Raw genomic sequence first — 26,496 nt, 5'->3', positions numbered from 1 at the left:
GCAGTCATCTAAGGAACCGGAGGCGATTCAATGGCGAACGGCACCGTAGCATCCGCGACACAGCCAAGGAGGCCGCGCAAGCACGCGCGCCGCTTCGGCATACTGCCGCGCTCGCCGGCCTTCTGGTTCCTGTTTCCTGCGATCTTCGCGCTGGCGGTCATCGGCATCTATCCGCTGCTGCTTGCGCTCTATAACTCGTTCCATCAATACAAGCTGGCCGATCTCGCATCGGGCACGCCGTTCGTCGGCGTCGATAATTACATCGCGACGCTGTCCGATCCCTCGTTCTGGGGCGCGCTCGGCCGCACCGCGCTGTTCCTGTGCCTTACGCTGCCGATCGAAATCGCGCTCGGTCTGTTTGCCGCGTTGATGCTGCATCGCATGGACTTGCGGTTCATGCGTGCCGCCGCACGCGTGAGCCTCGTCATTCCGATGGCCACGACTTATGCGGTCGTCGGTCTGATCGGCCGGCTGATCTTCAATCGCCAGTTCGGCGTGGCGAACTATCTGACCGGTCTTTTCGGCATCCCGCCGCAAGACTGGCTTGCCGATCCCACGCTGGCGTTCGTGTCCGTGATGATCATGGATATCTGGCAATGGACGCCGTTCTGCGCGCTCATCATGCTTGCCGGTCTTTCCATGGTGCCCAAGGAAGCCGAAGAAGCCGCGCGGCTCGAAACGCCGAAGTGGAGCATGATCTTGTGGCACTTGCAGCGGCCTTATCTGCTGCCGGGCCTGACCGCGATCCTGATTCTCCGCTCCGCCGACATGCTCAAGATGTTCGACGCCGTCTTCACGATGACGCGCGGCGGCCCTGGCGCCGCGACCGAGTTCATCAGTGTCTATATCCAGCGCGTCGGCTTCCGGCTCTTCGATCAGGGCATGGCATCGGCGCAAGCGATCATCCTGCTGATCCTGACCATCGTGTTGTCGCGACTGTACATTCGCTTCGTTTATCGGGAGGCCGCGTGAGCACCACTGCTAATCAAGCCGCGAACGGCGGCGTCGCTCAACGCGGCAAGCGTGCGCGCGCAGCACGCAGGCGCGCGACCGTATGGCATTTCATTGGCCTGCTGATCGTGTTTCTCTCGTCGGTGTTTCCGTTCTACTGGATGGTCACGACGAGCCTCAAGAGCCAGTCCGACGCGCTCGCCTATCCGCCGAAATGGCTCTTCAGTCCGACGTTCCATCACTATTCGGCCGCGCTCTTCGAACATGACGTGGCGGGCAGCCTGCTCAATTCGCTCATCATCGCGAGTTCGACGACCGTGCTTGCCATCCTGCTCGGCACGCCCGCCGCGTACGCACTCGCACGCTACGAGTTCCGGGGCAAGGAAGACCTGTGGTTCTGGTTCATCTCGAACCGCATGGTGAGTCCGGTCGTGCTCGCGGTGCCGTTCTTTCTGATCGCGACGAAGCTCGATATCGTCGATACGCATATCGTGCTGATCCTGCTGTACCTGACGTTCTCGCTGCCGATCGTCGTGTGGATATGCACCGATCAGTTCCGTAACATACCCGTCGAACTGGACGAAGCCGCGCGGCTCGACGGCGCATCGCCGTGGCGCGTGTTCTGGCGCATCAACTTGCCGCTGGCGATGCCGGGCATCGTCGTGTCCGCGATCTTCGCGTTCATCTTCTCGTGGAACGATCTGCTCTATGCGCTCGTGCTGACACGCACGGAGGCCATCACATCGCCCGTTGCCGCGACGAGTTACATGAGCGGCTATGAATTGCCCTGGGGCGAAATCATGGCGACCGGCACGCTGATCGTCTTGCCGATGGTGGTCTTCGCGCTGCTCGTATCGGGCCGGCTCGTACAAGGGCTCACGATGGGCGCGGTGAAGTAGACTCGCGCAGCCCTTCATTGCGACTACACAGAGAACATGAGCAAGACAGCCCCGCCGATTGCCATCGCGGTAACGGACGAATCGATCGACTCGGAAGAGGAGTTGCAGGCCCGCGTCGCGTGGCATTACTACGTCGGCAATCTGACGCAGCAGGAGATCGCCCAGCGCATCGGCAGCAATCGCGTGCGAGTGAACCGGCTGCTGGCCGCGAGCCGCGAATCGGGCCTCGTGCAGATCACCATCAACAGCAAGATCGCGCCATGCGTGGCGCTCGAAGAAGCGCTGGTCAGGCGCTTCGGGCTGGAAAGCGCGGTGGTCGTGCCGAGCGGCGCGAACACCGAAGCGAACAACGCCGCGCTCGGCATAGGAGCGGCGAGTTACTTCGCGAAGCAGATCGTCGCGGGACTGACCATCGGGCTCGGCTGGGGCCGCACGATACGCGCGGTGCTGCGTGCGATGCCGCAGCGCTCGTATGGCGCGGTGTCGGCTGTATCGCTGCAAGGCGGCCTGTCGCATTGCCCGAGCATCAATACGTTCGATCTGGTGTCGGACTTTGCGAACATCTGCCGCGCCGATGGTTATATCTTCGCCGCGCCGATCTACGTCAGCAGCCAGAAAGCGCGCGATGTGATCCTGCAGGAAGGGACGGTGCGCGAAACCTACGAGCTTGCGCGCAATGCGGATCTTGCGTTGCTGACGTGCGGCGACCTGACGGAATCGCTCGTCGTGACGTATGGCATCGACAATCCCGAGCAATTGCGCACGCTAGAAAAGGCGGGCGCGGTGGGCGACATGCTCGGACATTTCATGGATGAAGACGGCGAACTGATCGATCATCCGTTGAATCGACGCACGGTCGCGATCACGCTCGAAGATTTGCGCAAGATACGTCGCGTGATACTCGTGAGCGGCGGACCGAAGAAGTTTCATGTGACACGTGCCGCGTTGCGGGGCCGCTATCCGTCGGTGCTCGTCACCGATGAAGACACCGCCCGACGCCTATGTGAAGAGCCTTGATCGAGACATGACCACTATCGACCGGAATCGTGCATTCGAAGGCAAGACCGTGCTTGTAACGGGTGCGGGCAAGGGCATCGGTCATGCGACGGTGCATCTGCTGATCGAACGAGGCGCGCGTGTCATCGCATTGAGCCGCAGCGCGGACGATCTCGCCATGCTGGCGAACGAAACGGGCTGCGAGACGATCGCAGTCGATCTCGCCGATGCCGGCGCCGCACGCGAAGCCGCCCGCGCCGCGCAGCCGGTCGACCTGCTGGTCAATTGTGCGGGCCTCGTCGAGCTGCAGCCGTTTCTCGACACCACCGCCGATGCCTTCGATCTCACGATGAACGTCAATGTGCGCGCCGCGATGGTCGTCGCTCAGGCGTGCGCGAAAAGCATGATCGAGCGCGGCAAGGGCGGGGCGATCGTCAACGTGTCGAGCATATCGGCGGCGGTCGGCTTGCCGCTGCATGCATCGTATTGCGCATCGAAGGGCGCGCTCGATGCGATGACGCGCGTGATGGCCGTCGAGCTTGGTCCACATGGCATACGCGTGAACGCGGTCAACCCTGTGGTCACGATGACGCCCATGGCCGAGAAAGCGTGGAGCGATCCCGCGAAATCCGGCCCGATGCTCGCGCGCATCCCGATGAATCGCTTCGTGCAGCCGGTCGAGGTCGCACGCACCATTGCTTACTTGCTGAGCGACGATTCGAGCATGGTAAGCGGCGTGAGCCTCGCAGTCGATGGCGGCTTTCAGGCGGGATGATACGGATTCCTCATTCAAACGCGAAGGAACGACGATGGAAGCACTGGTTCTCGAAGAAGCACGGCGCATCAGCTTGCGTCCGTTCAGCTTGCCGCAGGTCGTGGGTCCGCACGATGTGCGGATACGCATCCATACGGTCGGCATTTGCGGCAGCGACGTTCACTATTACCAGCATGGACGCATTGGGCCATTCGTGGTCAACGAGCCGATGGTGCTCGGGCACGAAGCATCGGGCACCGTCGTCGAAACGGGCGAGGAAGTAACGCATCTGAAAGCGGGCGACCGCGTGTGCATGGAGCCGGGCGTGCCGGACATGCAATCGCGTGCATCGCGTGAAGGCATGTATAACCTCGATCCGAAAGTGCGCTTCTGGGCGACGCCGCCGGTGCATGGCTGCCTCGCGCCGTTCGTCGTGCATCCGGCCGCGTTCACCTACAAGCTGCCCGACAACGTGAGCTTCGCGGAAGGCGCAATCGTCGAGCCGCTGTCCATCGGCTTGCAGGCGGCGAAGAAAGCGGCCATTCAGCCGGGCGATGTCGCCGTCGTGCTGGGCGCGGGCACCATCGGCATGATGTGCGCGCTGTCCGCGCTCGCGGGCGGATGCAGCCGGGCGATCGTCTGCGATCTCGTGCAGGAAAAGCTCGATCTGATCGGCGCGGTGCAGGGCGTCACCGCAGTGAACATTCGCGAGCAGCGCGTGCAGGACGTCATCGCGGAACTGACGGACGGCTGGGGCGCGAACATCGTGTTCGAAGCGAGCGGTAACGAAAAGGCGTTCGAAGGCATCGTCGACTTGCTGTGTCCCGGCGGATGTCTCGTGCTCGTCGGCATGCCGCAACGCCCGGTTCCGCTCGATGTCGTCGCGGTGCAGATCAAGGAAGCGCGTATCGAATCCGTGTTCCGCTACGCCAATATCTTTCCGCGTGCGATCCAGTTGATCGCATCCGGCAAGCTGGATGTCAAGCCTTTCATCTCGCGCACGTTCCCCTTCGCCGAAGGCATCAAGGCCTTCGAGGAAGCGGCGAGCGGCGTGCCGACGGATGTGAAAGTGCAGATCGTCATGGAATGACGCGATAACGACCGGGAGACGCGATCATGGAGAACACCGACAACGCGCAGATGACGGCCATCGTCTGCCGCGCGCCCAAGGACTATCGCGTCGAGCGCGTGCAGCGCCCGCGTGCCGGGCCGAACGAGCTGGTGATTCGCATCGCCGCATGCGGCATCTGCGCGAGCGACTGCAAGTGCTGGTCGGGCGCGAAGATGTTCTGGGGCGGGCCGAATCCGTGGGTTAAAGCGCCGGTCATCCCGGGGCATGAATTCTTCGGTTACGTCGAGGAACTCGGCGACGGCGCGGCGGAGCATTTCGGCGTGCAGAAGGGCGATCGCGTGATCGCGGAGCAGATCGTGCCTTGTGCGAAGTGCCGCTATTGCAGATCGGGGCAGTACTGGATGTGCGAAGTGCACAACATCTTCGGCTTTCAGCGCGAAGTCGCGGACGGCGGCATGGCGGAATACATGCGCTTTCCGCCCACCGCGATCGTTCACAAGATTCCCGATGGCATCTCGCTCGAAGACGCCGCGATCATCGAACCGCTGGCATGCGCCATCCATACGGTGAATCGCGGTGACATTCAGTTGAGCGATGTCGTCGTGATTGCGGGCGCGGGACCGCTCGGCCTGATGATGGTGCAGGTCGCACATCTGAAGACGCCGAAGAAGCTCGTCGTGATCGATCTCGTCGACGAGCGTCTCGAACTCGCCCGCGAATACGGCGCGGATATCACGATCAATCCAAAGACGGACAACGCGCTCGAAGCCATCCGCGCGATCACCGATCAATACGGCTGCGACGTGTATATCGAAACGACGGGTTCGCCGGCGGGCGTCACGCAAGGGCTCGAACTGATACGCAAGCTCGGGCGCTTCGTGGAATTTTCCGTGTTCGGCAGCGATACGACGGTCGACTGGTCGATCATCGGCGATCGCAAGGAGCTCGACGTGCGCGGCGCGCATCTCGGACCGTACTGCTATCCGATCGCGATCGATCTGCTCGCGCGCGGTCTCGTGACTTCGAAGGGAATCGTCACGCACGGCTTCACGCTGGAAGAGTGGGACGATGCGATCGAAGTGGCGAATTCGCTCGATTCGATCAAGGTGCTGCTGCGGCCGAAATAAGCACGGCGCACATAAAAAAAGGCGGAACGCGCCTGCGTTCCGCCTTTTTCTCTTACTTCGATGCCGCTACCGCCGCCTTGACCGTCGAATAGACCGCCTTGTTCGACCCGCCATTGGTGAGGATGCCGAACTCGCCGCTAGGATCGTCATACAGCTCGTACCAGTTGAAGCCGATCACGTTGTACGTGCTTCTCGCCGCGTAAAGCTCCGGAATCGTCTTCGAGATATAAGCCTGCGCCTTGGCCGTCGAGAAGTCCGCGTTGATGCCGATTTCGGTGAACATGATCGGCAGGTTGTACGCGTCGTGCAGGATCTTGAGGACGTTGTAGTTCGTGCCGTCCTTGCCCCACGTGTTCACCGGATCCAGACCGTCCGAGTACCAGTGCAACTGGAGGATGTCCGTCGGCACCTTGGGATGGCCCGTCGAGCCGTCCGGCTGCGTGCCGGTCAGCATGCCCTTGTACCAGCCGAGATTCAGGAAGCCCGTCGACGCCGTGTTGATGATCTTCGTCTGCCCGGACTTGTCGACGGAGCGCCAGCCGTCATAGGAGCCGCGCATTGTGCCGCGCCAGATCGGCCACGTGTTGTTGTCGTAGTCGGAGACGTTCACGCCGTCGTTCGCGATGCGCTGGTTGTGCTCGTCGATGTCGTATTCGTTGCCGAACTCCACGACGGGCACGCCCTTGAAGCGCGTTGCCGCGTAAGCCGCCATGTTATAGGCATACGTGTAGGCCGACGCTTCGGTCGGCGTGCGGCCGTTCAGCGTCGGGTCCATCCACGGATGTGGAATCACCAGCGGCATCACGTTGACCTTCGAGCCGACGTTGGGCATGACCTTGTCGGCGAGGATATCGATCTGCGCGTTGCTGTAGACGTCCTGACGCACGCTGGTGAGGCCGAGGTCGACCATCGTCGCGGACTGGGTCGCGAGCGGAATCGACGAATAGACGCCGCCCTGGATGTAGTGGGCATTGACGCCGAAGAACGGGATTGCGGTCGAAGCCGAAGCCGACGCGGCGGTGGCGGTGCGCGGGTCGCTCGACGTCGCCCACGTGTTGTTCTGCCACACCCACCACAGCTTGTTCACGTTCTGCTGATAGATCTTGCCGCCGTACCACAGCAGTTGAATGACGGCCTGCGAGAAGCCGGCCTTCTGACCCGCGCGATAGATGACGCCGTTGGTGACGGTCCAGACCGCGTTCGAAGAATCGACGATCGACGTACCGGACGGGATTGTCGTGCCGTTCGGCGACGGTGCCCGCGTGCCGGCTTTGGCGACCGCGGCGGGATCATTCGCGCTGTTTGCGACGCTCGACGGCAGACTGTCCGCGCCGCCGCCACATGCCGAAAGGATTAACGAGCTTGCAAAGACGGAATAGACGATGAAATGGTTTTTTCTCATTCTGAAAATGGATGAACGTGTTCAATTCCGACCGCCGAAAAAAGGTCTTCCCTGAGTGCTTTTAAAGCACTCGCAATTCGAACCTGAAGGGAATAGACAGGCGATCAACCAGTGCGCCACAGACAAAGCAGGCGCGTTTCTCAGTCGCTTTTTACTGACCGGACGAAAGCAATGGTACCCGCTCGTTATTTCTTACCGTATGAAAAAGGCCGTAACGGTATGTAACAGTGAACGTTTGCGTGGCAATTCCTGCGTTTCTGCGCATACAAATAAGGACACAAGCCGCATTTGCTCTTGCATCTGATGCGGAAGGTCGCTAAGAACCGGCGTTTTTGAACTATCTATTCATACGAATAGCGGAATAAGTTACGTGTTATCTTGCCGTAATATTCGTCGCATAAATGAATGTTTTATCGAACGTGTGAACGGTGAAAGATTAACCTTAGGTTGATTATGGTTAATTCGCCGTTCAGAAACATCGATTAGGCGCATTCATCCATATGTTTTTCGAGGCGTAATCCGGCTTCATGCCATCTTGCGAAACGGGTGCAGAATCTTTTGTGAAACTCACGTTCGGGCGAATATCGAATCCGGATTTGACCGGATTGAATCGGGCTAGCATCGAGGCGCTATAGGCGAAAAAAAGCCCGCCATCGCTGGCGGGCCGGGCATCGGAAACGCAGATGCAGTCAGCGGATAGTCACGACCCGTAGAGCCACCGCAACGACGGCGACAACGATCCCACCGGCATGGCCCACGCACCTGTCGCGCTGAAGTCCCAGGTCGGACCGAAGCTCGCCGGATCGCCCATTTGCGCGTCGGTCAGTCCGCTCGAAGCCGGCGTTCCCGCGCCGCGACCGACGGCCGAGGCCACACCCGCTGACTCCTTGTTCCAGAACACGTTCGGAGCAATCAAGCCGCGGTTTCCGCCCACGATGCCGCCCGCCCGCGCGCCCGCGCCGACGGTGAGCGTCGACATGCCATAGGACTCGTAGATGCCGTCTGCATTGCCGCCCACGAGCCCGCCAACGGCCCCGTTGCCGGTCAGCGATTCCTGCGCATACGACTGCACGATCCTGCCGTTATTGATGCCGACGAGGCCGCCGAGCGCGCCTTGTCCGCTGGCCGTCGCGGACCCGAGCGCGTAGGACCGGGCGATATAGCCGTCGTTGCGGCCCACGAGCCCGCCGACCGCGCTGCCGCCGCTGATGTTCCCGCCGGACCACGATTGCTCGATGCGTCCGAAGTTCTCGCCGACGAGTCCGCCCGCTACCGTCGACGCATCGCCAGTTGCGGTGACGACGCCCGATGCACCAACGTTCACGAGATAGCCGCGGTTCGTGCCGACGAGCATGCCGACCGGTGCGCCCGAAGCCGTGGCCGTGGTTCCCGCGAGCACGAAGTTGCGCAGGATGCCGCTCGCGCCGACCACGCCGAACAGGCCGGTCTCGCCGGCGCCGAGACTGAGGCCCACGGGCAGATGACCCATGCCGTCGAACTGTCCGGTGAACGGCGTCGCCGCCGTGCCGATGCCGCCGAGACCCGTCGCGCCGAAGAGTCCGAGGCTCGTGCCGAGCGCGTAGGTGCCGGAAAGATCGTTCTTGACCGCGCGCAGGTCCGCGATCGAATTGACGAGCCGATAAGCGGTGTACTGCGTGACGAGCCCGCTGAACGGCGCGGCGCTCCACGATGGATTGACGCGCACGTTCCCCGGTGTATTGACGCCGTTCATGTCGAACAGGACTGAGACGGCGCCGTTGCTGCGCGACCAGTCGATCGTGCCGAGGTTCGTCACGCTGCCGCCGTTGTTGAACGCGTTCGCGTCCGCATACAGCTTGAGCGAGCCGGAACCCGCATTGGCGATGGTGACGCCGGGCGCGATCGTCACCGAGTGCGCGGCGTTGAGCGTCAGCGACGATGCACCGTTCCAGCGCAGATTCGTTGGCACGACGATATCGCCCTTGCCGGTTGCGCCCGCGCTGCCGTCCGTGCCGTCGGCATTGACGGTGACGGACGTACCGCGATTCAGACTCGACGTGAAGGTGCCGGCCGTCGCGGCATCGGCGGTGAATTCGCCCGTGGTGATATTGAGCGAGCCGGCGCTGATGTCCGCGCCGCCGACTCCGACGTTCCTGCCGATGACATCGACGCCGGATGGCGTACCGTCCGCATTGCGTGCGCTGATCTGCGCGCCGCGTGCATCGACGGAGCCGGTATCGGCGACGAGCCAGACGTGGCCATCGCGCGTCGCGGTGCCGGTCGCGCGCAATGCCGCCGAGCGGCCGGCGAGCGCGAAGATGTTGCCGTCCGCCGCCTGGAGGTTGATGACCGCCGCCTGCACTTCGCCCGCGTTCGCGACCGTGCCGTGACTGCCCACCGCCACGCCGATCTGCTGGTCGTAGCCGGTATCGATCAGCGACACCGAGCGTCCCGTGACGAGATTGGCCGATCCCTCGGGCGCGTCGATGCGTCCCCCGTTCATCACCATGTTCGCGGAGATGAGATACACGTTGCCGCCCGTCGAACTGATGCTGCCGAGATTGACGACGCTCGCATTGGAGTTGCCCGTGAAGGTGGCCTGATAGCCGGAGGCGAAGTCGTCGTTGCTGATGTCGAGCGTCGAGGCGACGAAGTGGCCGCCCGTGGACACGACGCCGCTCGGTCCGATGACCACGCCATGCGGATTGATCAGGTAGACCGTACCGGTTCCCTGTAGCGTTCCGTAGATTGCAGAGACGTCGTTACCGGTCACGCGATTGAGCGTCGCGCCGGTGCCGTTGTTGATCGACACCGTGCGGCCCGGGGCAATCGAAAAGCTCTTCCAGTCGATGACCCCGCGCGCGCCCGATTGCGTGATCGTCATGTTGCCGCCGCTCTGCGCGATGCTTCCCGCGCCGGCGACGAACTGGCCGCCTTGCGGCAGTGGAGCCGCGGCGATGGCCGCCGACCCGACCGACCCGCAAGCCATGGCAATGAGTATCGAAAGAGGGCGGATTGTGAAGCGCGCCGCCCGCGTGCTTGTGTAACCGGCACGGCTGCCGGTTCGGAAAGCGCTCAGGTGACGATTGAATGAATGACGCATAAGCCCCCCTTGGGCTGTGACATTCCCCGTTTGTTGTCGCTTATTGGCGCTCTAGTGGCAGGGCAGTGTAGCAGCACTAACGATGATCAAGGGCGGTCTGTTGCGCGTGTGTTGCGCGTGTGTCGCGCATGTGTCGCGCATGTGTCGAATGGATGGCGCGCTTCGAATTGTTATGGCACGAGACGCTGATATCGCGGTTGGGGCGAGATCGAACGACTCGTGAATGTGCAAGTCGGGATCGACCGGATTTTGCAGAAACATCGCCATGAATAGGCGAAGGGGTCAGGGCACACCGGTAAAAATGCCAGCTTCGCATCCAGCGTTTTGAAGCGCACATACAAGAGACGATTCAAGCCTGTGCCCGCATGGCCGTAAACGTGAGCATCAACGCCACCTTTCGCGGCCATGCCAGTCCCCAACCAAGCCTCACGACACCGACTATCCCATCCCGCCGCTTCGCTCGATGCACCGAAGCGCCGAACCTTTCTCGCCATGATGCTCGCGTCGGCTGGCAGTGCGGTGCTGGCCGGCTGCGGCGGCGGAGGCGGCAGCAGCGACTCGCAAGCTGCCGGCAAGTCGAGCGCCACCGCCAACTCGTCGACATCGACTTCGACATCGCCTTCGACGTCGAGCGCGTCGGCAGCGAGCGGAGCGTCGGCATCGAACGCGACGGATAGCAACAGCGCCGGCGACGCCACTCAGCCCACGAACACGGGCTCGAGCGATACGAGCTCGCAAGCGTCAGGCGCATCGGACGGCCTCTTCTACGGCATCAACGGTCACATGGCGTGGGGCAACGGCATCTACCAGACGATGCCGGCGGCTGCGCAACTCGCCATCCTGCAGGACCTGGGCGTCACCAACTATCGCTGCGACATTGCGGACGGCGGCATGGCGACCACGCTCGCCAACGCGCTGAAGGGCCCGTTTGCGAACAGCGGAGTGTCGATCCTGCCGGTGTTCAATCCGCTGTCCGCGCATTGGGACCCGCACAGCAGCGAGGCCGATGCCTACGCGCTCGGCTATGACCTCGCGGTGCGCTGCACGCGCCCGTTGAAGGGACTCGTCAAGTACATCGAGTGCGGCAACGAACTCGATGTGGACCTGAAGATCGCCGGTGACGGCAGTTCGACGGCGGACTGGGACCCGGCGTGCTGGCCGTCGTTTCGCGGTGCGCTGCGGGGCATGATCGACGGCGTGCGCGCAATCGATCCGACTATCCAGTGCGGCGTGAACGTCGGCATTCCAATGGCCTATCGCGCGCTGCAAATGCTGTGGAACGGCATTTCGCCCGACGGCACCACGCAAGGCGTGAGCGGCGCGGCGTCGCTGCGCTGGGACTTCACGAGCTATCACTGGTACAAGAGTTCGGGCGACATCCAGTGCGGCGGGCGCAACAACGCGTGCGTCGACGTGCTTCAAGTGCTGAAAGATTCGTTCAACGTGCCGATCTGGCTGACGGAATGGGGCTGGTCCGGCGCGAACGACACGCCGCAGTCCGCCGCGGCGTACACAGGCAAGGCGCTTAAGCAGTACCGATCGATCAAGGACAAATACAACATCCAGTCCATCATGATGTACGCGGTGATGGACAAGAACTACGGTCTCATGCAGCTCGACGGCGTCACGAAGAATCCGGCGTACGCCGTGTTCAAGGACTTCATCGCAGCGAACCCGGTGTAAGCCGCGACGCGGCTCGAAGGAGAAGAGCGCGTCACGCGATAAACGCGTATCGTGTCGCGTATCCCGAACTTCCTTCGACGCCATGAACGCTACTTGCCTCGACCGGGCGCGCGCAGTCGCGATTGCCATCACCTTCGCTGCAATCGCACTGACAGGCTGTGCATCCTCGTCCTCGTCCTCGCGTGATGCGCAGTCGCAAGGCGCGAGCGCCGCACCGCTCGATGCCGCCATCGGCGGATCGCAACGCAGCGACAAGGCGCGTGCGCGTGACGTCTATCGCCATCCAAAGGAAACGCTCGAGTTCTTCGGTCTCGCTCCGACGCAATCGGTGCTCGAAATCGCGCCGGGCGGAGGCTGGTACACGGATATTCTCGCGCCTTATCTGCGCGATTCGGGCCGTCTCTACGAAGCGCAATATCTGAGCACCTCCGCCGATCTCGCCGCCGAAGACAGCGCCACCGATGCTGCGTACCGGCGCAAGCTCGCGAGCGATCCATCGCTGTATGGAAAGGTGGTCGTCGGCACATTGCATGCGGGCCGGTTCATCGACTTCGACGCGAACGAGCGATTCGACCGCGTCTTCACGTTCCGCAATATCCATAACTGGATCAAGGACGGACAAATCGATGCGAACCTGCGTGCGTTCTACGGCGCGCTGAAGCATGGCGGCGAACTCGGCGTCGAAGAGCATCGCGCGCAGCCGGGGACGAGCGAACAGCAAATGATCGAGACCGGTTACGTGACCGAGGCGTTCGTCATCGAGCACGCTCAGGCAGCCGGCTTCGTGCTCAGCGCGCGCAGTGAAATCAACGCGAATCCGAAGGATACGAAAGACTATCCGCATGGCGTGTGGTCGCTGCCGCCCACGTACAGGGGCGGCGAAGCGGACCGGTCGCGCTTTGCGGGTATCGGGGAATCGGATCGCATGACGCTCAGGTTCGTCAAGCCCTAGCGTCACGTCCGCTATCGGCTGTGCGCGCGTTCCCGGATGGCTTCGAAGTCGGCCGGTGGCCGATGCAGGTCCAGACGGCGGCCCGCCTTGACGATCTGGCTCGGGATGTCGTGGCCAATGAGCGCCGGCAAGCGCCGCGAAGCATCGATGAGTCCGCCAAGGTCGACGCCGGTGTCGTAGCCCATGAGTTCGAGGCCATGCACGATTTCCTCGGTGCACACGTTGCCGCTCGCGCCCGGTGCGTAGGGACAACCGCCGATGCCGCCGAGCGACGCATCGAAACGATCCGCTCCTGCGTCGATGGCGGCGAGCACGTTCGCCATGCCCAGGCCCCGTGTGTTATGGAAATGCAGCGTCAGTTCCGTGCCGGGCCAACGCTCGCGGAATGCTTTCGAAAGTGCCGCGACTTGCGTCGGGTAAGCCATGCCGGTGGTGTCGCATAGCGTGACGCCGCGCGCGCCCAGATCGCCGGCGAATGCGCTGCACCAGTCCATGACCGTGTCCGCGGCGACGTCGCCTTCCATCGGACAGCCAAATGTGCAGGATAGCGAAATATTCACCGGTACCGCTGCCTGACGCGCGATCGCCGCGACATCGGAGAGCGCATTGAACGACTGGCTGCGCGTCATTCGCAGATTGGAGAGGTTGTGCGTTTCGCTCGCGGACATGACGAGGTTCAGCTCGTCCGCGCCGGCTTCGATTGCACGTTCGGCCCCGCGCACGTTCGGCACCAGCGCGCTGTACACGACGCCCGGCCGCCGCTCGATGCCGCGCAGCACCGCATCGGCGTCGCTGAGGGCAGGAATCGCTTTCGGCGAGACGAAGGCCGTCACTTCGATCTTCGCCAGGCCGGAACGCGACAACGCATCGACCAGCGCGACCTTGTCCTCCGTCGGAACGAATGCCGTTTCTGCCTGCAAACCGTCCCGCGTGCCGACTTCCTGCATGTAAATGCGCCGTCCGGCGCCGTTCCAGAGCGTCATGCGACCACCTTTCTGCCGCGCAATGCGGCGATGTCCTGCGTCGAATAACCGAGTTCCTGCAACACCGCGTCGGTGTCATCGCCGAGCCCGGGAGCCGAACTGCGCACCGTGCCCGGCGTGCCCATCAGCTTCGGCACGACGCCGGGCACTTCGACCTCGTAACCGTCGCGCGTCGTCTGCGAGAGGATCATGTCGCGCGCCCGGTAATGAGGGTCCTCGACGACGTCCTTCGCGGTGTACACCTTGCCCGCGGGCACGCCCGCAGCGCCGAGAACATCGAGCACCTGCTGCACGGATTGCGTGAGCGTCCATGCTTCGATTGCCCCATCGAGTTCCCGGGCTCGCGCGACGCGTCCCGCGTTGTCGGCGAGGTCAGGGGCATTGCCGAGATCGTTGCGTCCGATCGTCTCCATCAGGCGCTTGAAGATGCTATCGCCGTTTCCCGCGATGAGCACGAAGCCATCCGTGCATCGATACGCATTCGATGGCGCGATGCCCGGCAGCGCACTCCCGGCGGCTTCACGCACCGCGCCGAACGCGCTGTACTCCGGCACGAGGCTTTCCATCACGTTGAACACGGCTTCGTTCAACGCGACATCGATCACTTGCCCCACGCCGCCATTCACCTTGCGATGATAAAGCGCAGTCAGAATGCCAATGGTGCCGTGCAAGGCCGCGAGCGTATCGCCGATCGAGATTCCGCAGCGCACCGGCACGCGGCCCGGTTCGCCGGTCACATGGCGCAGCCCGCCCATCGCTTCACCGATCGCGCCGAAGCCCGGCAGATCGCGATACGGCCCGGTCTGGCCGTAACCGGAGATGCGCAGCATGATGAGGCCGGGATTGACGCGCGACAGCGCCTCCCATCCCATGCCCCAACGTTCCAGCGTGCCGGGGCGGAAGTTTTCGATGAGCACATCGGCTTCGGCGATCAGCTTGCGGGCGATGTCCTGGCCCTCGGCGCTACGCAGATCGAGCGCAATCGAGCGCTTGTTGCGCGATTGAACCTGCCACCAGACCGATGTGCCATCCTTGATCAGACGCCAGTTGCGCAAGGGATCGCCGCTGCCGGGCGCTTCGATCTTGATCACGTCCGCGCCGAACTCACCCAGCGTCTTTCCGGCGAACGGCCCTGCAATCAGTTGCCCCATCTCGACGACGCGCAGTCCTTGCAACGCGGCGGCGGATATGCCGTTGTTCATCATCGTGCTCCTTCTAGTGACGCGTTCGCATCGGGCAGCGCGTCGAGTAATTCGTAAAGCGGATTCACTTTAAAGTCCGTATTGAATCGAAGCGGATGCGCGTCAGTTCACGGATGCGTGCTCTTCTCTCGCGCGAAGTCTTGCGGGCAGCGCGAAGAGCAGAATCGCCGCGCAGGCGATGGCAAGCGCGCCGATCGCATAGAGCGCCGGCGTCGTGCTGCCGGTGACGTCCTTGATGCGGCCGACCATCACGGGACTGACGATGCCGCCCAGCTGACCGAGCGTATTGATGAGCGCGATGCCGCCCGCGGCGCCCGCGCCGGTCATCAGCTTCGGCGGCAGCGCCCAGAAAGCCGGAATGGAAGCGATGATGCCCGCGCCCATGACCGCCAGCGCGCCGATCAGAAAGGACGTGTGCTTGTCGAAGATGCCGGCGCACAGGAAGCCCACGGCGGCGAGCAGCATGAGACCGGCGACGAAGCGGCTGCGATGTCCGCTCGCATCGGACAGCCGGCCAACCACCACCATCGTGATCGCGCCGCAGATATACGGTACGGCGGTGAGAAGGCCAATCGTCGTCGGATGCGTGATGCCCGATGTGCGAATCAGGTGCGGCGCCCAGAAGTTGAGACCGTAGGAGCAGACTTGAATCATGAAGTAGACGAGGCCGAGCTTGAGGAAGCCGGGCGTTTTCAGCGCGCCGAGCAGCGAGTGCCCGCCGATGTGCCGGTTCTGATCGGCGATACGCTGTGAAAGCAGCGCTTGCTCGTCCGATGTGAGCCACTGCGCATCCTCGATATGGTCTTTCAGCACCTTGAACACGAGATAGCCGAGCGCGATGCAGGGCAGGCCGCCCACGAGAAAGAGCCAGTGCCAGCCGCGCATGCCGAGCACGCCTTCCATCTGCGATAGCACGAGCCCCGCAACGGGCGCGCCGAGAATGCCCGCGAAAGCCGAGGCGAGGAAGAGCGTCGACGTGATGCGGCCGCGATACGCCACCGGGAACCACAGCGTCAGATAGAACAGGACGCCGGGCGCGAAGCCGGCTTCCATCGCGCCGATGAGAAAGCGCAAGGTATAGAACTGCCACTCCGTCTGCACGAACGCCATCAGCGCGGTGGCGATGCCCCACGAGATCATGATGCGGCAGATCCAGCGGCGCGCGCCAACCTTGTAAAGCATCATGTTGCTGGGGACTTCGAACAGCACGTACCCGACGACGAACAGGCCCGCGCCGAGGCCATACGCAGTGTCGGTCAGAGAGAGATCGCTCTGTAGCGCGAATTTGGCGAAGCTGATGTTGATGCGGTCGAAGAACGCAAAGAGATAGCACACCATGATGAGCGGCATGATTCGCCAGGCGACCTTGCGAATGGTGCGGGCTTCGTCGGGAGGCGCCAGGTCGATGCTGGCGGACAGGGCTTTGTTCACGTTTGTCTCCGGTTTGCACCGGACCGCGCGATGGAGGTCCGGCGGCCAATCAAGAATCGTGCGCTTCTCGTGGCGCATGGAGACATGGTGATGGCGCGCTCGTCGATGGAAAAGCGCAAAGCGGTGAAACCAGCTTTCGCGTATCGCGAAAGCTGGAAGGTCCTGCTGGTTATCCGCGCGATGACGCTGAGGGGCCGGTGCCGGCGTGGCAGAGGTGATCGACGAGAAGCCGCGCATGACGCGGAACGGCGGCCGGATCGCGCATGCCGATCAGCAGCCGGCGTTCGGCCCAGGCGTCTTTCAATGCGACTTGCCGCAAATTAAGCGATCGCACCAGCGCATGCACGGCAAGCGATGGCAGCACGGCGACGCCCATGCCGGCAGCCACCATCTGGCACATCGCGTCGAAACTGCGGACCCTGATGCGCAGCTTCAGATGACGCCCGAGCGCTTCGGCCTCCACCTGCATGCGCTCGGCCAGCGACGTCCCCTTCGAAAGACTTACGAAATCGTATTCGAGCGCTTCTTCGAAGCAGATCGAGCGTCGCGCGGCCAGCGGATGTGTCCGCGGCATCACGAGCACCAGACGGTCCACGCGATAGTCCGTCAAATGGATGCCCAGCGCCGGCGTGCGGTCCGCGAAGATGCCGAGGTCGGCGCGGCCATCGAGCAACGCCAGCACGATTTCCCTGCTGTTCTGCTCTTCCAGTTCGATGCGTATGCCCGGATTCGCTTCGGTGAACGCGGCGATCTCGGACGGCAAAAACTGCGTAATCGCCGATGTATTGGCCCACAGGCGAACGATGCCCACCATCCCGGATGCGTAGTCGGACAGATCGGCGGCGAGGCGGTCGACATCGTGAAGAATGCGTTGCGCGTGGTCATACAGCGCCTGTCCCGCGACGCTGAGCGTCACGCCCCGCGAATGGCGCTCCAGCAAGCTGGAACCTACGGCGCCTTCGAGATCGGAGATGCGCTTGCTCGCCGCGCCGACGGCGAGATTGGCCAGCGCCGCACCCTTGCTGATGCTGCCGGCGCGCACGACGAGATTGAAGAGCGACAGGGAGACGAGATCGAGGCGGTGCAGGTTCATCACGAGAGACTCGGGGGACGATTCGCGCCATTGTGCGCTAGCACGTTGGCTTCTTCGTATCTTCGCGAAAGCGCCGGATGAAACGCACCCGGTAGAACCGATTGCCCGCCGCTGTCGCGAAAGCCTTCCGAAAAGACTCGGTAAGTCGTATGACATCTCACACCTGGAATCGCACTTCTTCATGATACCCGGCTAGTTAAACGATATCCTTCTACGGGTAATTGCCTAGTGAATTCGCATCGACGGTCGGCGATAGTACGTCATCGTACGACTCAGCTAGGCATTGGCTGCAAACGCGCAGCCGTCTCGTCCGCAGTCATCGTCATCTTCCCGGAAAGGTTTTCCATGAAAAAGATTGCTCTCAGCGGCGCCGGAGGGCAGCTCGGCACTGTTGTCCGTGCTGCGCTCGTTGCGCGCGGCGTTCCGCTGCGCTCGGCTGCCGGCTCGAAAGCGCTTGCGCCGCTCGTCGAAGGTGAGGACGTCATGCACGGCGATCTTCGCGATCCTGCCGTGGTGGATCGGCTGCTGGACGGCGTCGATGTGCTGATCCACTTCGCCGGCACGAGCGTCGAACGGCCGCTGCCGGAGATCATCGAGAACAATTTGCGCGGGCTCGTCGAAGTGTACGAAGGCGCCCGCCGGCATGGCGTGAAGCGCATCGTCTTCGCAAGCTCCAATCACGCGATCGGCATGTATCCCGTCACCGAGCGTCTCGAGCTCGATTGCGAACTGCGTCCGGACGGCTTCTACGGGCTGAGCAAGGTGTGGGGCGAAGCGCTCGCGCGCATGTACTGGGACAAGCACGGCATCGAGAGCGTCTGCGTGCGCATCGGCAGTTGCCTCGAGCGGCCGACCGAGCCGCGGCATCTGAGCACGTGGTTCGGTCATCAGGACCTGCTGCAATTTCTCGACCGCTGCATCGAAGCGGACGACGTGGGTTTCCTCACCATCTGGGGCGTGTCCGCGAATACGCGCAGCTGGTGGGACAACAGCGGCGCTGCACGTCTCGGCTATCGGCCTCTACAAAACGCCGAGGACTACGCCGACGAGATCCTCGCCCGTCCGAATCCGCTCGATGCGCTCGGTCAGCGCTTTCAGGGCGGCAGCTTCGTCGGCATCGACTATTCGCGTAACGATGCAGCCGCTAGCGGTCAGCCCGCTTCGACGGTTGCGCAAGCCTGACCGCATCCGGGCTCAGGAGGAGACTTCGCATGAAAATCAAGGGCATTCGCTGGTGGATGGTCAGCCTCGTCGCTGCCGGCCTCATCATCAACTATCTGGCGCGCAACACGCTGTCGGTCGCGGCGCCGAGCCTCATGAAGGATCTCAACGTCACGACGGAGCAGTACGCTCACGTCGTGGTCGCATGGCAGCTTTGCTATGCGTTCATGCAGCCGGTGGCGGGCTTCATCCTCGATACCATCGGGACCAAGGTCGGCTTCGTGGTCTTCGCGGTTGCGTGGTCGCTTGCGTGCGCGGCGGCGGCCTTGTCGACGGGCTGGCGCAGTCTCGCGTTCTTCCGCGGGCTGCTGGGCGTGGCCGAGGCGGCGGGCATCCCCGCCGGCGTCAAGGCGACGAGCGAGTGGTTTCCCGCGAAGGAGCGGTCGGTCGCGATCGGCTGGTTCAACATCGGCTCGTCCATCGGTGCGCTGCTCGCGCCGCCGCTGGTCGTGTGGGCGCTGATGCACGGCGAGTGGCAACTGGCGTTCGTGCTGGTGGGCGTGGCGGGCATCGTATGGTCGGTGCTGTGGATGGTGCTTTATCAGCATCCGCGCAAGCAGAAGATGCTGGGCGATGCGGAGCGCGACTACATCCTGAGCGGCCAGGAAGCCATTCATGGCGATGCGGCCGGTGCGAAGCGAAGCCGCTTCGCCATGCTGCGCAGCCGCGATTTCTGGGCGATCGGCATCCCGCGCATTTTGTCGGAGCCGGCGTGGCAGACCTTCAATGCATGGATTCCGCTCTACATGATGACCGAGCGGCACATGAACCTGAAGGAAGTCGCGCTGTATGCGTGGATGCCGTTCCTTGCCGCCGATATCGGCTGCGTGCTCGGCGGTTATCTGAGCCCGATCTTCCATAAGTACGCGAAGGTATCGCTCTTCACGTCGCGCAAGATGGTGTTCGTGGTCGGCGCGTTGTGCATGGTCGGACCGGCGTGCGTCGGGCTCGTCGCGAGTCCTTACGCAGCGGTTGCGCTGCTGTGCGTCGGCGGCTTCGCTCACCAGACCTTGTCCGGTGCGCTGTATGCGATCACGTCGGATATGTTCGGCAAGAACGAAGTCGCGACCGCGACGGGCATGGGCGGCATGGCCGGTTATCTCGGTGCGGCGGCGTTCACCGCGCTCTTCGGCGTGCTCGTGACGCGGATCGGCTACAGCCCGCTGTTCGTCGTGCTCGCCGTGTTCGACATCATCGCGGCAGGCGTCGTGTGTCTGCTGGCGAGGCGCGATGACACGACGACCGCGCCGAACTGGGCCGCAGCGGGAGCAGCGGCGAAGTAAGCTTGCATGGCTCGTTGCATCGACGCCGTCGTTTCGTGCAGAAACGACGGCGTTTTTGCGTCTAAGCGCGCGATGGTCCATGCCGCACCTTAAGCATCAACGACTTTTGTCGGCCTCGTGTCGGACAGCGAAAAGCCTGCTGTAAGCGATGCATCCCATAAGAACGACGACGCTCGTCAGGCACGACTCCTGCAGCTTTCGCATGGCCGTTTCCTTCAACCACAAAGGGATTCGTCCATGACTTCGCTCCGTCCGCGATACCGATCGCGACTGGCCACGGCGCTCTTCGACTGGCTCAATCCAGTCCCGTATGGCCTCTTCGTCGGCACGCTCATCTTCGACATCGTCTACGCGAACACCGCCGTGATCTTCTGGGCCAAGGCCGCGGCCTGGCTCGTCACCGTGGGCGTGCTCTTCGCGATCGTTCCGCGTTTCATCAACCTCGGCCATGTCTGGTTCGCCCCGCGCGGCACGGTCACGAGCCTCGAACGCACCGACTTCTGGCTGAACTTCGCGGGCATCATCGCGGCGATCGTCAATGCGTTCGTCCATTCGCGCGACGCCTATGCGATGGTTCCGCTTGCGACGATTCTTTCCATCGTGACGGTGGCGCTGCTGAGCGTCGCGCAGATCGCGCTCGCACTCGACCGGTTCAACCGCTTCAACTTGCCGGAGGCCGTCCGTGAATAAGTCCACGTTGACCGGCGTGCTGTCGATGGCCGTTGCGCTGTGCGTTGCCGGATGCAACGAGCACGCCGCTTATGATTCGCAGCATCAGGCCGGCGCGAATCCGCCGCTGCCCGGACCGCGCAATTTCTTCACGCCGCCGATGCAGGTGCCGAAGCATGTCGGCTGGAAGAGCGGCGAAGCGCCGAAGGTCGCGGACGGCCTGAAGATCGAGAACATCGCTTCGGGCCTCGAACATCCACGACAGGTGCTCGCGTTGCCGAACGGCGATATCCTCGTCGCGGAATCGAGCAGCCCGCAGGAAGAACCGGTGACGACGCCGAAGCAGCTCGTCGCGGGCATGGTGCAGAGCCGCTCGGGGAAAGAGGCAAAGGGCGGCAACCGCATCACGCTTTTGCGAAAAGGCAGCGGCGGCGCGTGGGAGAAGCATGTGTACATCGAGCATCTGCATTCGCCGTTCGGCATGCAGCTGATCGGCGATACGCTCTACGTCGCCGATACGGATGCGATCCTCGCGTTTCCGTACCTGGCCGGCGCAACGAGCATCGCGCAGCCGGGCGTCGAACTCGCCGATCTGCCGAGCACGATCAACCATCACTGGACGAAGGCGCTGCTCGCGAGCCGCGATGGCAAGAAGCTCTACGTGGGCGTCGGTTCGAACAGCAATGTCGGCGAGAACGGTCTCGAGGTGGAGTACCGGCGCGCGGCGGTGCTGGAGGTCGACATCGCGACCGGCGCGAGCCGCGTGTACGCGTCGGGCATTCGCAATCCCACCGGCTTGCAGTGGGAGCCGAAAACAGGCGCATTGTGGACGGTCGCGAACGAGCGAGACGAGATCGGCGCGGATCTGGTGCCCGACTATCTGACATCGGTTCAGGAACACGGTTTCTACGGCTGGCCCTACAGCTACTACGGGCAACATCTCGACGAGCGCGTGCATCAGCAGCGGCCCGATCTCGTCGCGAAGGCGCTGAAGCCGGATTATGCGATCGGTTCGCACGTCGCGCCGCTCGGCCTGCTGTTCTATACCGGGGGCAATCTGCCGGCGCAATATCGTGGCGGCGCGTTTATCGGCGAGCACGGCAGTTGGGACCGTTCGCCGCTTTCGGGGTATGCGGTCGCGTATGTGGCGTTCGAAAACGGCAAGCCTGTGGACGAGCCGAAGCCGGTCGTTACCGGGTTTGTCTCGGCCGACGAGAAGGAACTGCGCGGCGCGCCCGTCGGGCTTGCGCAGGATCGGGACGGGGCGCTCATCATCGCGGATGACGCGGGTAATGCGGTCTGGCGTGTGACTGCCGCGGGAGGGTGAGGGCGGATAGCATCTCGGTGCGCAGCATGCTGCATGCAAACGATGATGCCTTTGGCCACGTCATGTGCAGTGCGCACACGATGCGCCGTCAGACGATCAGCTTTTTTCGCATGCAGTGCGCTGCACGCCGAGTTCACACGAAGCACTTCAATTTGCGGCCACTTGCCCGCTCGTCAGGTCACGCTCGTCTGGCGCGTCCCAGCCGCCGCCGAGCGAGCGGTAAAGCGCGACGGCCGCCTGCGCGTGGTGGCGTTTGGCATCGTTCAATGCGTCGGCGTCGCGCAGATACGCTTCTTGCGCCGCGAGCACGTCGAGAAAACTCGATGCCCCGCCCTTGTACAGTTCGTTCGAAAGGCGCAGCGCATGATTCGATGCCTCGAGTGCGCCGCCGAGCCTGACGACTCGCTCGTCGCCATTTACCAGATCGCTGCGCGTGTCCTCGATGTCCTTCAGCGCGTCGAGCATCGTCTGCTGAAGGCCAAGCTGCGATTCACGCATGCGGCTTTCGTTCCGGTCGATATCGGCGGCGATGCGCCCCGCGTTGAAGATCGGGCTCGTCGCGTTCAATGCGGCGCTGAAGAGGTTATCCGTCAGCGTCGGCAGTCCGAGATACGACGATGCCAGAATGCCATCGCTCAGGCTCAATCGAAACTTCGGGTAACGCTCGGCTCTCGCGACGCCCACTTCCGCCGCGCGCTGCTCGACCGTTGCATACGCGCTGCGCACGTCCGGGCGGCGCAGCAGCGCTTCCGATGGCAGCGTGTGCGGCACGCTCTGCGCCGGGACGGGGATAGGACGCGCTTCGCCGAGCGTCAGTCCATCGACGCTTTCGGGCGTGCGTCCCGTGTAGACGGCGATCAGACTCATGTCGTGCTGAATGGCGGCGCGAATCGGCGGAATCTGCGCCTGCAAGTCCTGTAACTGGTTCTGCGCGCGGGCGACATCGAGCTGCGTCGACAGTCCATAACGCAGACGCTGCTGCGTGAGCCTGAGCGCGCGGCTGCGTATCTGCTCGTTGTCGCTGATGATCTGAAGCTGCGCCTGCGCCCATCGCAAGTCGATATAGGCGCTCGCCGCATTCGCAGCCATCGCGAGCCGCAATTCATCGAGCGCGGATCGGCGCCCGGTGGCTTGCGCTTGCGCCGCCAGCACGGCGAGGCGTTCACCGCCGAACACATCCGGCTGCCACGACGCCGTCAGGCCGACGCCCGCCTGCTTCACATACCCCAGCGGCGGCGGCGTGTTCTGCCGTGCGTATGATGCGCCTGCGTTGGCGTCGAGTTGCGGCGCGAGCGCGGCATTCTGCTGCTTCACGATGTCTTGCGCCTGCCGCACGCGCTCGACGGCGGCTTTGATGTCGAGATTGCCGTCGAGCACGGTGTCGATCAGCCGATGCATCACCGGATCGCCGAATTGCGACCACCACGCGTTTGCATCAATGCTATCGACGGGAGCATCGACGCTCCACGCATCGGGCGCGATGGTCCTGGCCACTTCGGGCAAGTCCTGATGCGATGCCGGCGGCACCGCGCAGGCAGCGAGCGTCATCGCGGCCGCGACGGCAAGCAGTTTTGGAGCGATGGCTTTCATGCTGCACCTTCACGTAATAAGGGTGACTAACTATCAATGGGCATCCGGCGGCGGGGCCGTGTTGCCGAACGGGCGTGAGAAGAAAACGCTGATGAGCCCGACCGCAAAGCAGAGCGATACCGCGAGGAAGGTGTCCGAGAACGTCAGCACGAGCGCCTCGCGCATCAGCAGCGCATGCAGTGCGGCGAGGCTTGCAGCAGCGCCATCGAGCATGTCGCCGCCGGCCGCTGCGAAATGCGCGGCCTGATCGCGCAACAGCGCCTCGATGACCGGACGGCCCGCAGTCACGTGCTCATCGAGCCGCTGATAGTGCAGGTTCAGACGATCGTTGAGCATCGTGCTTGCAACGGCGATGCCGATCGCGCCGCCGAGATTGCGCATCAGGTTGAAGAGGCCGCTCGCCGATTTGAGCCGCGAAGGCGGCAACGAGCCGAGCGCCATCGTGACGATGGGCGGCACGCAGAATTGTTGCCCGATACCGCGAAGCGCCTGCGGAAGCAGCAGTTCCCGCCATCCCCATTCATTCGTCAGCGGCACATAGAGATAACAGCCGACGCCGAAGCAAACGAGACCGAACACCATCAGAAGGCGCATATCGACGAAGCGTGCAAGAAGCGAATACGCGCTGAGTGCAATGAGCTGGAAACAGCCGACCGAGAGCAACGCGATACCAATCTGAAGCGAGTCGAAGCCGCGCACGCGCGAAAGAAACACGGGCGTCAGGAATACCGTGCAGAAGAGACCAATGCCCGTGATGAACGACAGCAGACTGCCAATGCCGAAGTTACGAATGGCGAGCGCCTTCAGATCGACGATCGGTTCTTTCGCCGTGAACGCATGCACGAGAAAGAGAAAACCGCAGATAGCGGATATCCACGTGCAGAAGAGAATCACGTCATCGCCGAACCAGTTCTTCCGCGGTCCTTCCTCAAGCACGTATTCGAGGCAACCGAGAAAGCCCGACATCAACACGATGCCCACGTAATCGCCCTTTCGCAGCAACGAATGGTCGGCGACATCGACGTCGACGAAACGCGGAACCAGTATCGTCACCACCGCGCCTGGTACGAGGTTCAGATAGAACAGCCAGTGCCACGACCATTGCGACGTGATCCAGCCGCCGATCACAGGGCCGATGGTCGGCGCGAGTGAGGCGAGCGCACCGATGGTCGTCGCGGCGATCAGACGTTGCTTGCCGGGAAAGAGCATGAAGGCCGTCGTGAAGACGGTCGGGATCATCGCGGCGCCAAGCGCGCCTTGCAGGCCGCGAAAGATGATCATCGAGTTGATGTCCCACGCGAGACCGCACAACATGCTGGTCAGCGTGAAGCCGAACGCGGAGAACGTGAAGACCCAGCGCGTCGAGAACACGCGCGTGAGCCAGCCCGACATCGGTATCACGAGAATCTCTGCAATCAGATATGAAGTCTGCACCCACGACAATTCGTCCTGACTCGCCGACAACCCGCCGCCGATATCCTTCAGCGACGATGCTACGATCTGGATATCGAGCGTCGCCATGAAGAAGCCGAGGCACAGCAGCGAGAAGGCGAAGACCCTGGTCCGCATCGGCAGATCGGCGGGATTCATCGGCGCGTGAGGCGCGTGCGTTGCGCGGCTCATGATGCGCTGTCCGTGCGCAGATGCACTTTTACCGTCGCCGAAAGGCCGGGACGCAGCACGCCCTGCATGTCCTTCGGAACGGACAGCCGCACGCGCACCGGCACGCGCTGCACGATCTTCGTAAAGTTGCCCGTCGCATTCTCGGCGGGCAGCACGCTGAAAGTCGCGCCCGTCGCCGGGGCAAGACTCTCGACCACGCCTTCGATACGGCGGCTCGATGCGTCGAGATCGACATCGACCTTGTCGCCCGCTCTCATCTTCTTCAACTGGTCTTCCTTGAAGTTCGCATCGATCCACAGGCCGCTCGACGGCACCACCGTCAGGAGCGACACGCCGACGTTCGCCAGCGCCCCGACACGCGCGCTGCGGTTGCCGACATAGCCGTCGATCGGCGCGCGGATCGTCGTGTATTCGACGTTCAGCGCGGCCACGCGCCGCGTCGCTTCAGCGGTGGCGATACGTGCGCGCGCATCGTCGATTTGCGCATCGAGCACGATCAACTGGCGTTGCGCGGCGGTCAGCGCCGCGTTGTTGCGGTCGACGGCCGCGCGTGCCTTGGCGAGATCGGCATCGGCGCGTTCGACCACCTGATTCGACACGGCATCGTCCTTGACGAGCTGCCGGTATCGTGCGGAGTCCGAAGCGCTGCGCGTCAGCTCCGCGCCCGATGCCCGCACTTCGGCCGACTGCGCGCTGATCGTCGCGATCTGCAGCGACTTCCTCGCTTCGAGTTCGGTGACGGCGGCCTGCGCGCGCTGCACTTCGGCGCTTGCCTGGGCGAGGCGGGCATCGTAGTCGCGCGCATCGAGACGTATCAGCACCTGGCCCGCGCGCACGAACTGGTTGTCCTGAACGAGCACGTCGGAGACAAAACCGTTCACTTTCGGCGCAAGCACCGTCACGTCGCCGCCGACATAAGCGTCATCCGTCGATTCGACATAGCGCCCGACGAGCAGCCAGTACGACACGGCCGCCGCAATGACGATGGCGACGGAAATCAGTGCGAGCAGCATCCACGGGACGCGCCGGGCGGGTTTCGCTATGCCCGCGACGTCGGGCGAGGCAACCGAAGGAGTTGTCGACATTGGCTATTGTGCATGTGCACTGATGAGAGTAAAAAAAAGACCGGTCTGCGGATGGGTGCAGGCCAGCGCGC

At 63.1% G+C, this 26,496-nt stretch carries 21 protein-coding genes; 12 read left to right on the top strand and 9 right to left on the bottom strand.

Annotation, left to right across the window (positions count from 1 at the left end; translation table 11 throughout):
- Nucleotides 1-30: 30 nt before the first annotated feature.
- The 6 genes from BG57_RS14795 to BG57_RS14770 are packed head-to-tail and all read left to right on the top strand — an operon-like array spanning nucleotide 31 to nucleotide 5,799.
- Complete coding sequence (locus BG57_RS14795; protein ID WP_035965170.1) at nucleotides 31-972, top strand: carbohydrate ABC transporter permease; 942 nt, start codon at nucleotides 31-33, stop codon at nucleotides 970-972.
- Complete coding sequence (locus BG57_RS14790) at nucleotides 969-1,850, top strand: carbohydrate ABC transporter permease (protein ID WP_052005822.1); 882 nt, start codon at nucleotides 969-971, stop codon at nucleotides 1,848-1,850. The genes BG57_RS14795 and BG57_RS14790 overlap by 4 nt, the downstream gene beginning before the upstream one ends.
- 36 nt (nucleotides 1,851-1,886) lie before the next feature.
- Nucleotides 1,887-2,867: a sugar-binding transcriptional regulator gene (locus tag BG57_RS14785; RefSeq protein WP_035965161.1), complete on the top strand. Its 981-nt coding sequence runs from the start codon at nucleotides 1,887-1,889 to the stop codon at nucleotides 2,865-2,867.
- 7 nt (nucleotides 2,868-2,874) lie between these two features.
- Complete coding sequence (locus BG57_RS14780; RefSeq protein ID WP_035965153.1) at nucleotides 2,875-3,621, top strand: SDR family oxidoreductase; 747 nt, start codon at nucleotides 2,875-2,877, stop codon at nucleotides 3,619-3,621.
- 34 nt (nucleotides 3,622-3,655) lie between these two features.
- Nucleotides 3,656-4,690, top strand: a complete 1,035-nt coding sequence (locus tag BG57_RS14775; protein WP_035965754.1) for an NAD(P)-dependent alcohol dehydrogenase — start codon at nucleotides 3,656-3,658, stop codon at nucleotides 4,688-4,690.
- Nucleotides 4,691-4,716: 26 nt separating this feature from the next.
- Nucleotides 4,717-5,799 (top strand): alcohol dehydrogenase catalytic domain-containing protein, encoded by a 1,083-nt coding sequence (locus tag BG57_RS14770; RefSeq protein WP_035965145.1) that lies wholly within the window; start codon nucleotides 4,717-4,719, stop codon nucleotides 5,797-5,799.
- 52 nt (nucleotides 5,800-5,851) lie between these two features.
- On the opposite strand, the gene BG57_RS14765 is transcribed toward BG57_RS14770, so the two are convergent.
- Together BG57_RS14765 and BG57_RS14760 are read right to left on the bottom strand one after the other, a co-directional pair.
- Entirely contained in the window at nucleotides 5,852-7,201 is a 1,350-nt protein-coding gene (locus tag BG57_RS14765) for a beta-glucosidase (protein WP_052005821.1), read from the bottom strand.
- A 700-nt stretch (nucleotides 7,202-7,901) separates the two neighbouring features.
- On the bottom strand, nucleotides 7,902-10,169 hold the full coding sequence (locus tag BG57_RS14760; RefSeq protein WP_035965137.1) for a beta strand repeat-containing protein: 2,268 nt from the start codon (nucleotides 10,167-10,169) through the stop codon (nucleotides 7,902-7,904).
- Between the two features lie 606 nt (nucleotides 10,170-10,775).
- Between BG57_RS14760 and BG57_RS14755 the strand changes: the two genes are divergently transcribed.
- Together BG57_RS14755 and BG57_RS14750 are read left to right on the top strand one after the other, a co-directional pair.
- A complete protein-coding gene (locus BG57_RS14755) occupies nucleotides 10,776-11,966 on the top strand; it encodes a glycosyl hydrolase (RefSeq protein ID WP_229754001.1) in 1,191 nt (396 codons plus the stop codon).
- Between the two features lie 82 nt (nucleotides 11,967-12,048).
- Entirely contained in the window at nucleotides 12,049-12,918 is an 870-nt protein-coding gene (locus tag BG57_RS14750; RefSeq protein WP_035965120.1) for a class I SAM-dependent methyltransferase, read from the top strand.
- Nucleotides 12,919-12,929: 11 nt separating this feature from the next.
- Here the strand turns inward: BG57_RS14750 and BG57_RS14745 are convergent, their stop codons facing one another.
- The 4 genes from BG57_RS14745 to BG57_RS14730 all read right to left on the bottom strand — a co-directional run bounded on the left by BG57_RS14745 (nucleotide 12,930) and on the right by BG57_RS14730 (nucleotide 17,627).
- On the bottom strand, nucleotides 12,930-13,901 hold the full coding sequence (locus tag BG57_RS14745; protein WP_035965112.1) for a hydroxymethylglutaryl-CoA lyase: 972 nt from the start codon (nucleotides 13,899-13,901) through the stop codon (nucleotides 12,930-12,932).
- On the bottom strand, nucleotides 13,898-15,106 hold the full coding sequence (locus BG57_RS14740; protein ID WP_371875862.1) for a CaiB/BaiF CoA transferase family protein: 1,209 nt from the start codon (nucleotides 15,104-15,106) through the stop codon (nucleotides 13,898-13,900). Before BG57_RS14740 ends, BG57_RS14745 begins: the two co-directional genes overlap by 4 nt.
- A 99-nt stretch (nucleotides 15,107-15,205) precedes the next feature.
- Nucleotides 15,206-16,534 (bottom strand): MFS transporter, encoded by a 1,329-nt coding sequence (locus BG57_RS14735; RefSeq protein WP_052005827.1) that lies wholly within the window; start codon nucleotides 16,532-16,534, stop codon nucleotides 15,206-15,208.
- Nucleotides 16,535-16,703: 169 nt separating this feature from the next.
- The gene (locus tag BG57_RS14730; RefSeq protein ID WP_035965104.1) at nucleotides 16,704-17,627 is read right to left on the bottom strand and encodes a LysR substrate-binding domain-containing protein; all 924 of its coding nucleotides are present in this window, start codon (nucleotides 17,625-17,627) and stop codon (nucleotides 16,704-16,706) included.
- Nucleotides 17,628-17,972: 345 nt separating this feature from the next.
- On the opposite strand from BG57_RS14730, the gene BG57_RS14725 reads away from it, so the two are divergent.
- The 4 genes from BG57_RS14725 (at nucleotide 17,973) to BG57_RS14710 (ending at nucleotide 22,127) form a co-directional block, all read left to right on the top strand.
- Complete coding sequence (locus BG57_RS14725) at nucleotides 17,973-18,809, top strand: NAD-dependent epimerase/dehydratase family protein (RefSeq protein WP_035965098.1); 837 nt, start codon at nucleotides 17,973-17,975, stop codon at nucleotides 18,807-18,809.
- Between the two features lie 29 nt (nucleotides 18,810-18,838).
- Nucleotides 18,839-20,131: an MFS transporter gene (locus BG57_RS14720; RefSeq protein ID WP_035965090.1), complete on the top strand. Its 1,293-nt coding sequence runs from the start codon at nucleotides 18,839-18,841 to the stop codon at nucleotides 20,129-20,131.
- Between the two features lie 237 nt (nucleotides 20,132-20,368).
- Nucleotides 20,369-20,821, top strand: a complete 453-nt coding sequence (locus tag BG57_RS14715) for a DUF2231 domain-containing protein (RefSeq protein WP_035965085.1) — start codon at nucleotides 20,369-20,371, stop codon at nucleotides 20,819-20,821.
- A 25-nt stretch (nucleotides 20,822-20,846) separates the two neighbouring features.
- Entirely contained in the window at nucleotides 20,847-22,127 is a 1,281-nt protein-coding gene (locus tag BG57_RS14710) for a PQQ-dependent sugar dehydrogenase (protein ID WP_035965725.1), read from the top strand.
- Nucleotides 22,128-22,274: 147 nt separating this feature from the next.
- Here the strand turns inward: BG57_RS14710 and BG57_RS14705 are convergent, their stop codons facing one another.
- From BG57_RS14705 to BG57_RS14695, 3 genes are read right to left on the bottom strand one after another with little or no spacing between them, the layout of a single operon-like run.
- Nucleotides 22,275-23,717 (bottom strand): efflux transporter outer membrane subunit, encoded by a 1,443-nt coding sequence (locus tag BG57_RS14705; protein WP_035965082.1) that lies wholly within the window; start codon nucleotides 23,715-23,717, stop codon nucleotides 22,275-22,277.
- 33 nt (nucleotides 23,718-23,750) lie between these two features.
- A complete protein-coding gene (locus BG57_RS14700) occupies nucleotides 23,751-25,340 on the bottom strand; it encodes a DHA2 family efflux MFS transporter permease subunit (protein ID WP_035965080.1) in 1,590 nt (529 codons plus the stop codon).
- On the bottom strand, nucleotides 25,337-26,425 hold the full coding sequence (locus BG57_RS14695) for an HlyD family secretion protein (RefSeq protein ID WP_075583144.1): 1,089 nt from the start codon (nucleotides 26,423-26,425) through the stop codon (nucleotides 25,337-25,339). Before BG57_RS14695 ends, BG57_RS14700 begins: the two co-directional genes overlap by 4 nt.
- Nucleotides 26,426-26,496 lie beyond the last annotated feature (71 nt).

The organism is Caballeronia grimmiae (assembly GCF_000698555.1).
Taxonomy (GTDB): Bacteria; Pseudomonadota; Gammaproteobacteria; order Burkholderiales; family Burkholderiaceae; genus Caballeronia; species Caballeronia grimmiae.
Note: the sequence above shows the minus strand (reverse complement) of the source record. Positions and strands in the feature narration are given on the sequence as shown.

Coding starts and splice junctions, on each gene's coding strand:
- BG57_RS14770 (WP_035965145.1), top strand. CDS start 4,717: ATGGAGAACACCGACAACGCGCAGATGACGGCCATCGTCTGCCGCGCG.
- BG57_RS14750 (WP_035965120.1), top strand. CDS start 12,049: ATGAACGCTACTTGCCTCGACCGGGCGCGCGCAGTCGCGATTGCCATC.
- BG57_RS14720 (WP_035965090.1), top strand. CDS start 18,839: ATGAAAATCAAGGGCATTCGCTGGTGGATGGTCAGCCTCGTCGCTGCC.
- BG57_RS14715 (WP_035965085.1), top strand. CDS start 20,369: ATGACTTCGCTCCGTCCGCGATACCGATCGCGACTGGCCACGGCGCTC.
- BG57_RS14730 (WP_035965104.1), bottom strand. CDS start 17,627: ATGAACCTGCACCGCCTCGATCTCGTCTCCCTGTCGCTCTTCAATCTC.
- BG57_RS14765 (WP_052005821.1), bottom strand. CDS start 7,201: ATGAGAAAAAACCATTTCATCGTCTATTCCGTCTTTGCAAGCTCGTTA.
- BG57_RS14710 (WP_035965725.1), top strand. CDS start 20,847: ATGGCCGTTGCGCTGTGCGTTGCCGGATGCAACGAGCACGCCGCTTAT.
- BG57_RS14725 (WP_035965098.1), top strand. CDS start 17,973: ATGAAAAAGATTGCTCTCAGCGGCGCCGGAGGGCAGCTCGGCACTGTT.
- BG57_RS14700 (WP_035965080.1), bottom strand. CDS start 25,340: ATGAGCCGCGCAACGCACGCGCCTCACGCGCCGATGAATCCCGCCGAT.
- BG57_RS14780 (WP_035965153.1), top strand. CDS start 2,875: ATGACCACTATCGACCGGAATCGTGCATTCGAAGGCAAGACCGTGCTT.
- BG57_RS14760 (WP_035965137.1), bottom strand. CDS start 10,169: ATGGCTTGCGGGTCGGTCGGGTCGGCGGCCATCGCCGCGGCTCCACTG.
- BG57_RS14740 (WP_371875862.1), bottom strand. CDS start 15,106: ATGATGAACAACGGCATATCCGCCGCCGCGTTGCAAGGACTGCGCGTC.
- BG57_RS14755 (WP_229754001.1), top strand. CDS start 10,776: ATGATGCTCGCGTCGGCTGGCAGTGCGGTGCTGGCCGGCTGCGGCGGC.
- BG57_RS14775 (WP_035965754.1), top strand. CDS start 3,656: ATGGAAGCACTGGTTCTCGAAGAAGCACGGCGCATCAGCTTGCGTCCG.
- BG57_RS14705 (WP_035965082.1), bottom strand. CDS start 23,717: ATGAAAGCCATCGCTCCAAAACTGCTTGCCGTCGCGGCCGCGATGACG.
- BG57_RS14695 (WP_075583144.1), bottom strand. CDS start 26,425: ATGTCGACAACTCCTTCGGTTGCCTCGCCCGACGTCGCGGGCATAGCG.
- BG57_RS14795 (WP_035965170.1), top strand. CDS start 31: ATGGCGAACGGCACCGTAGCATCCGCGACACAGCCAAGGAGGCCGCGC.
- BG57_RS14785 (WP_035965161.1), top strand. CDS start 1,887: ATGAGCAAGACAGCCCCGCCGATTGCCATCGCGGTAACGGACGAATCG.
- BG57_RS14745 (WP_035965112.1), bottom strand. CDS start 13,901: ATGACGCTCTGGAACGGCGCCGGACGGCGCATTTACATGCAGGAAGTC.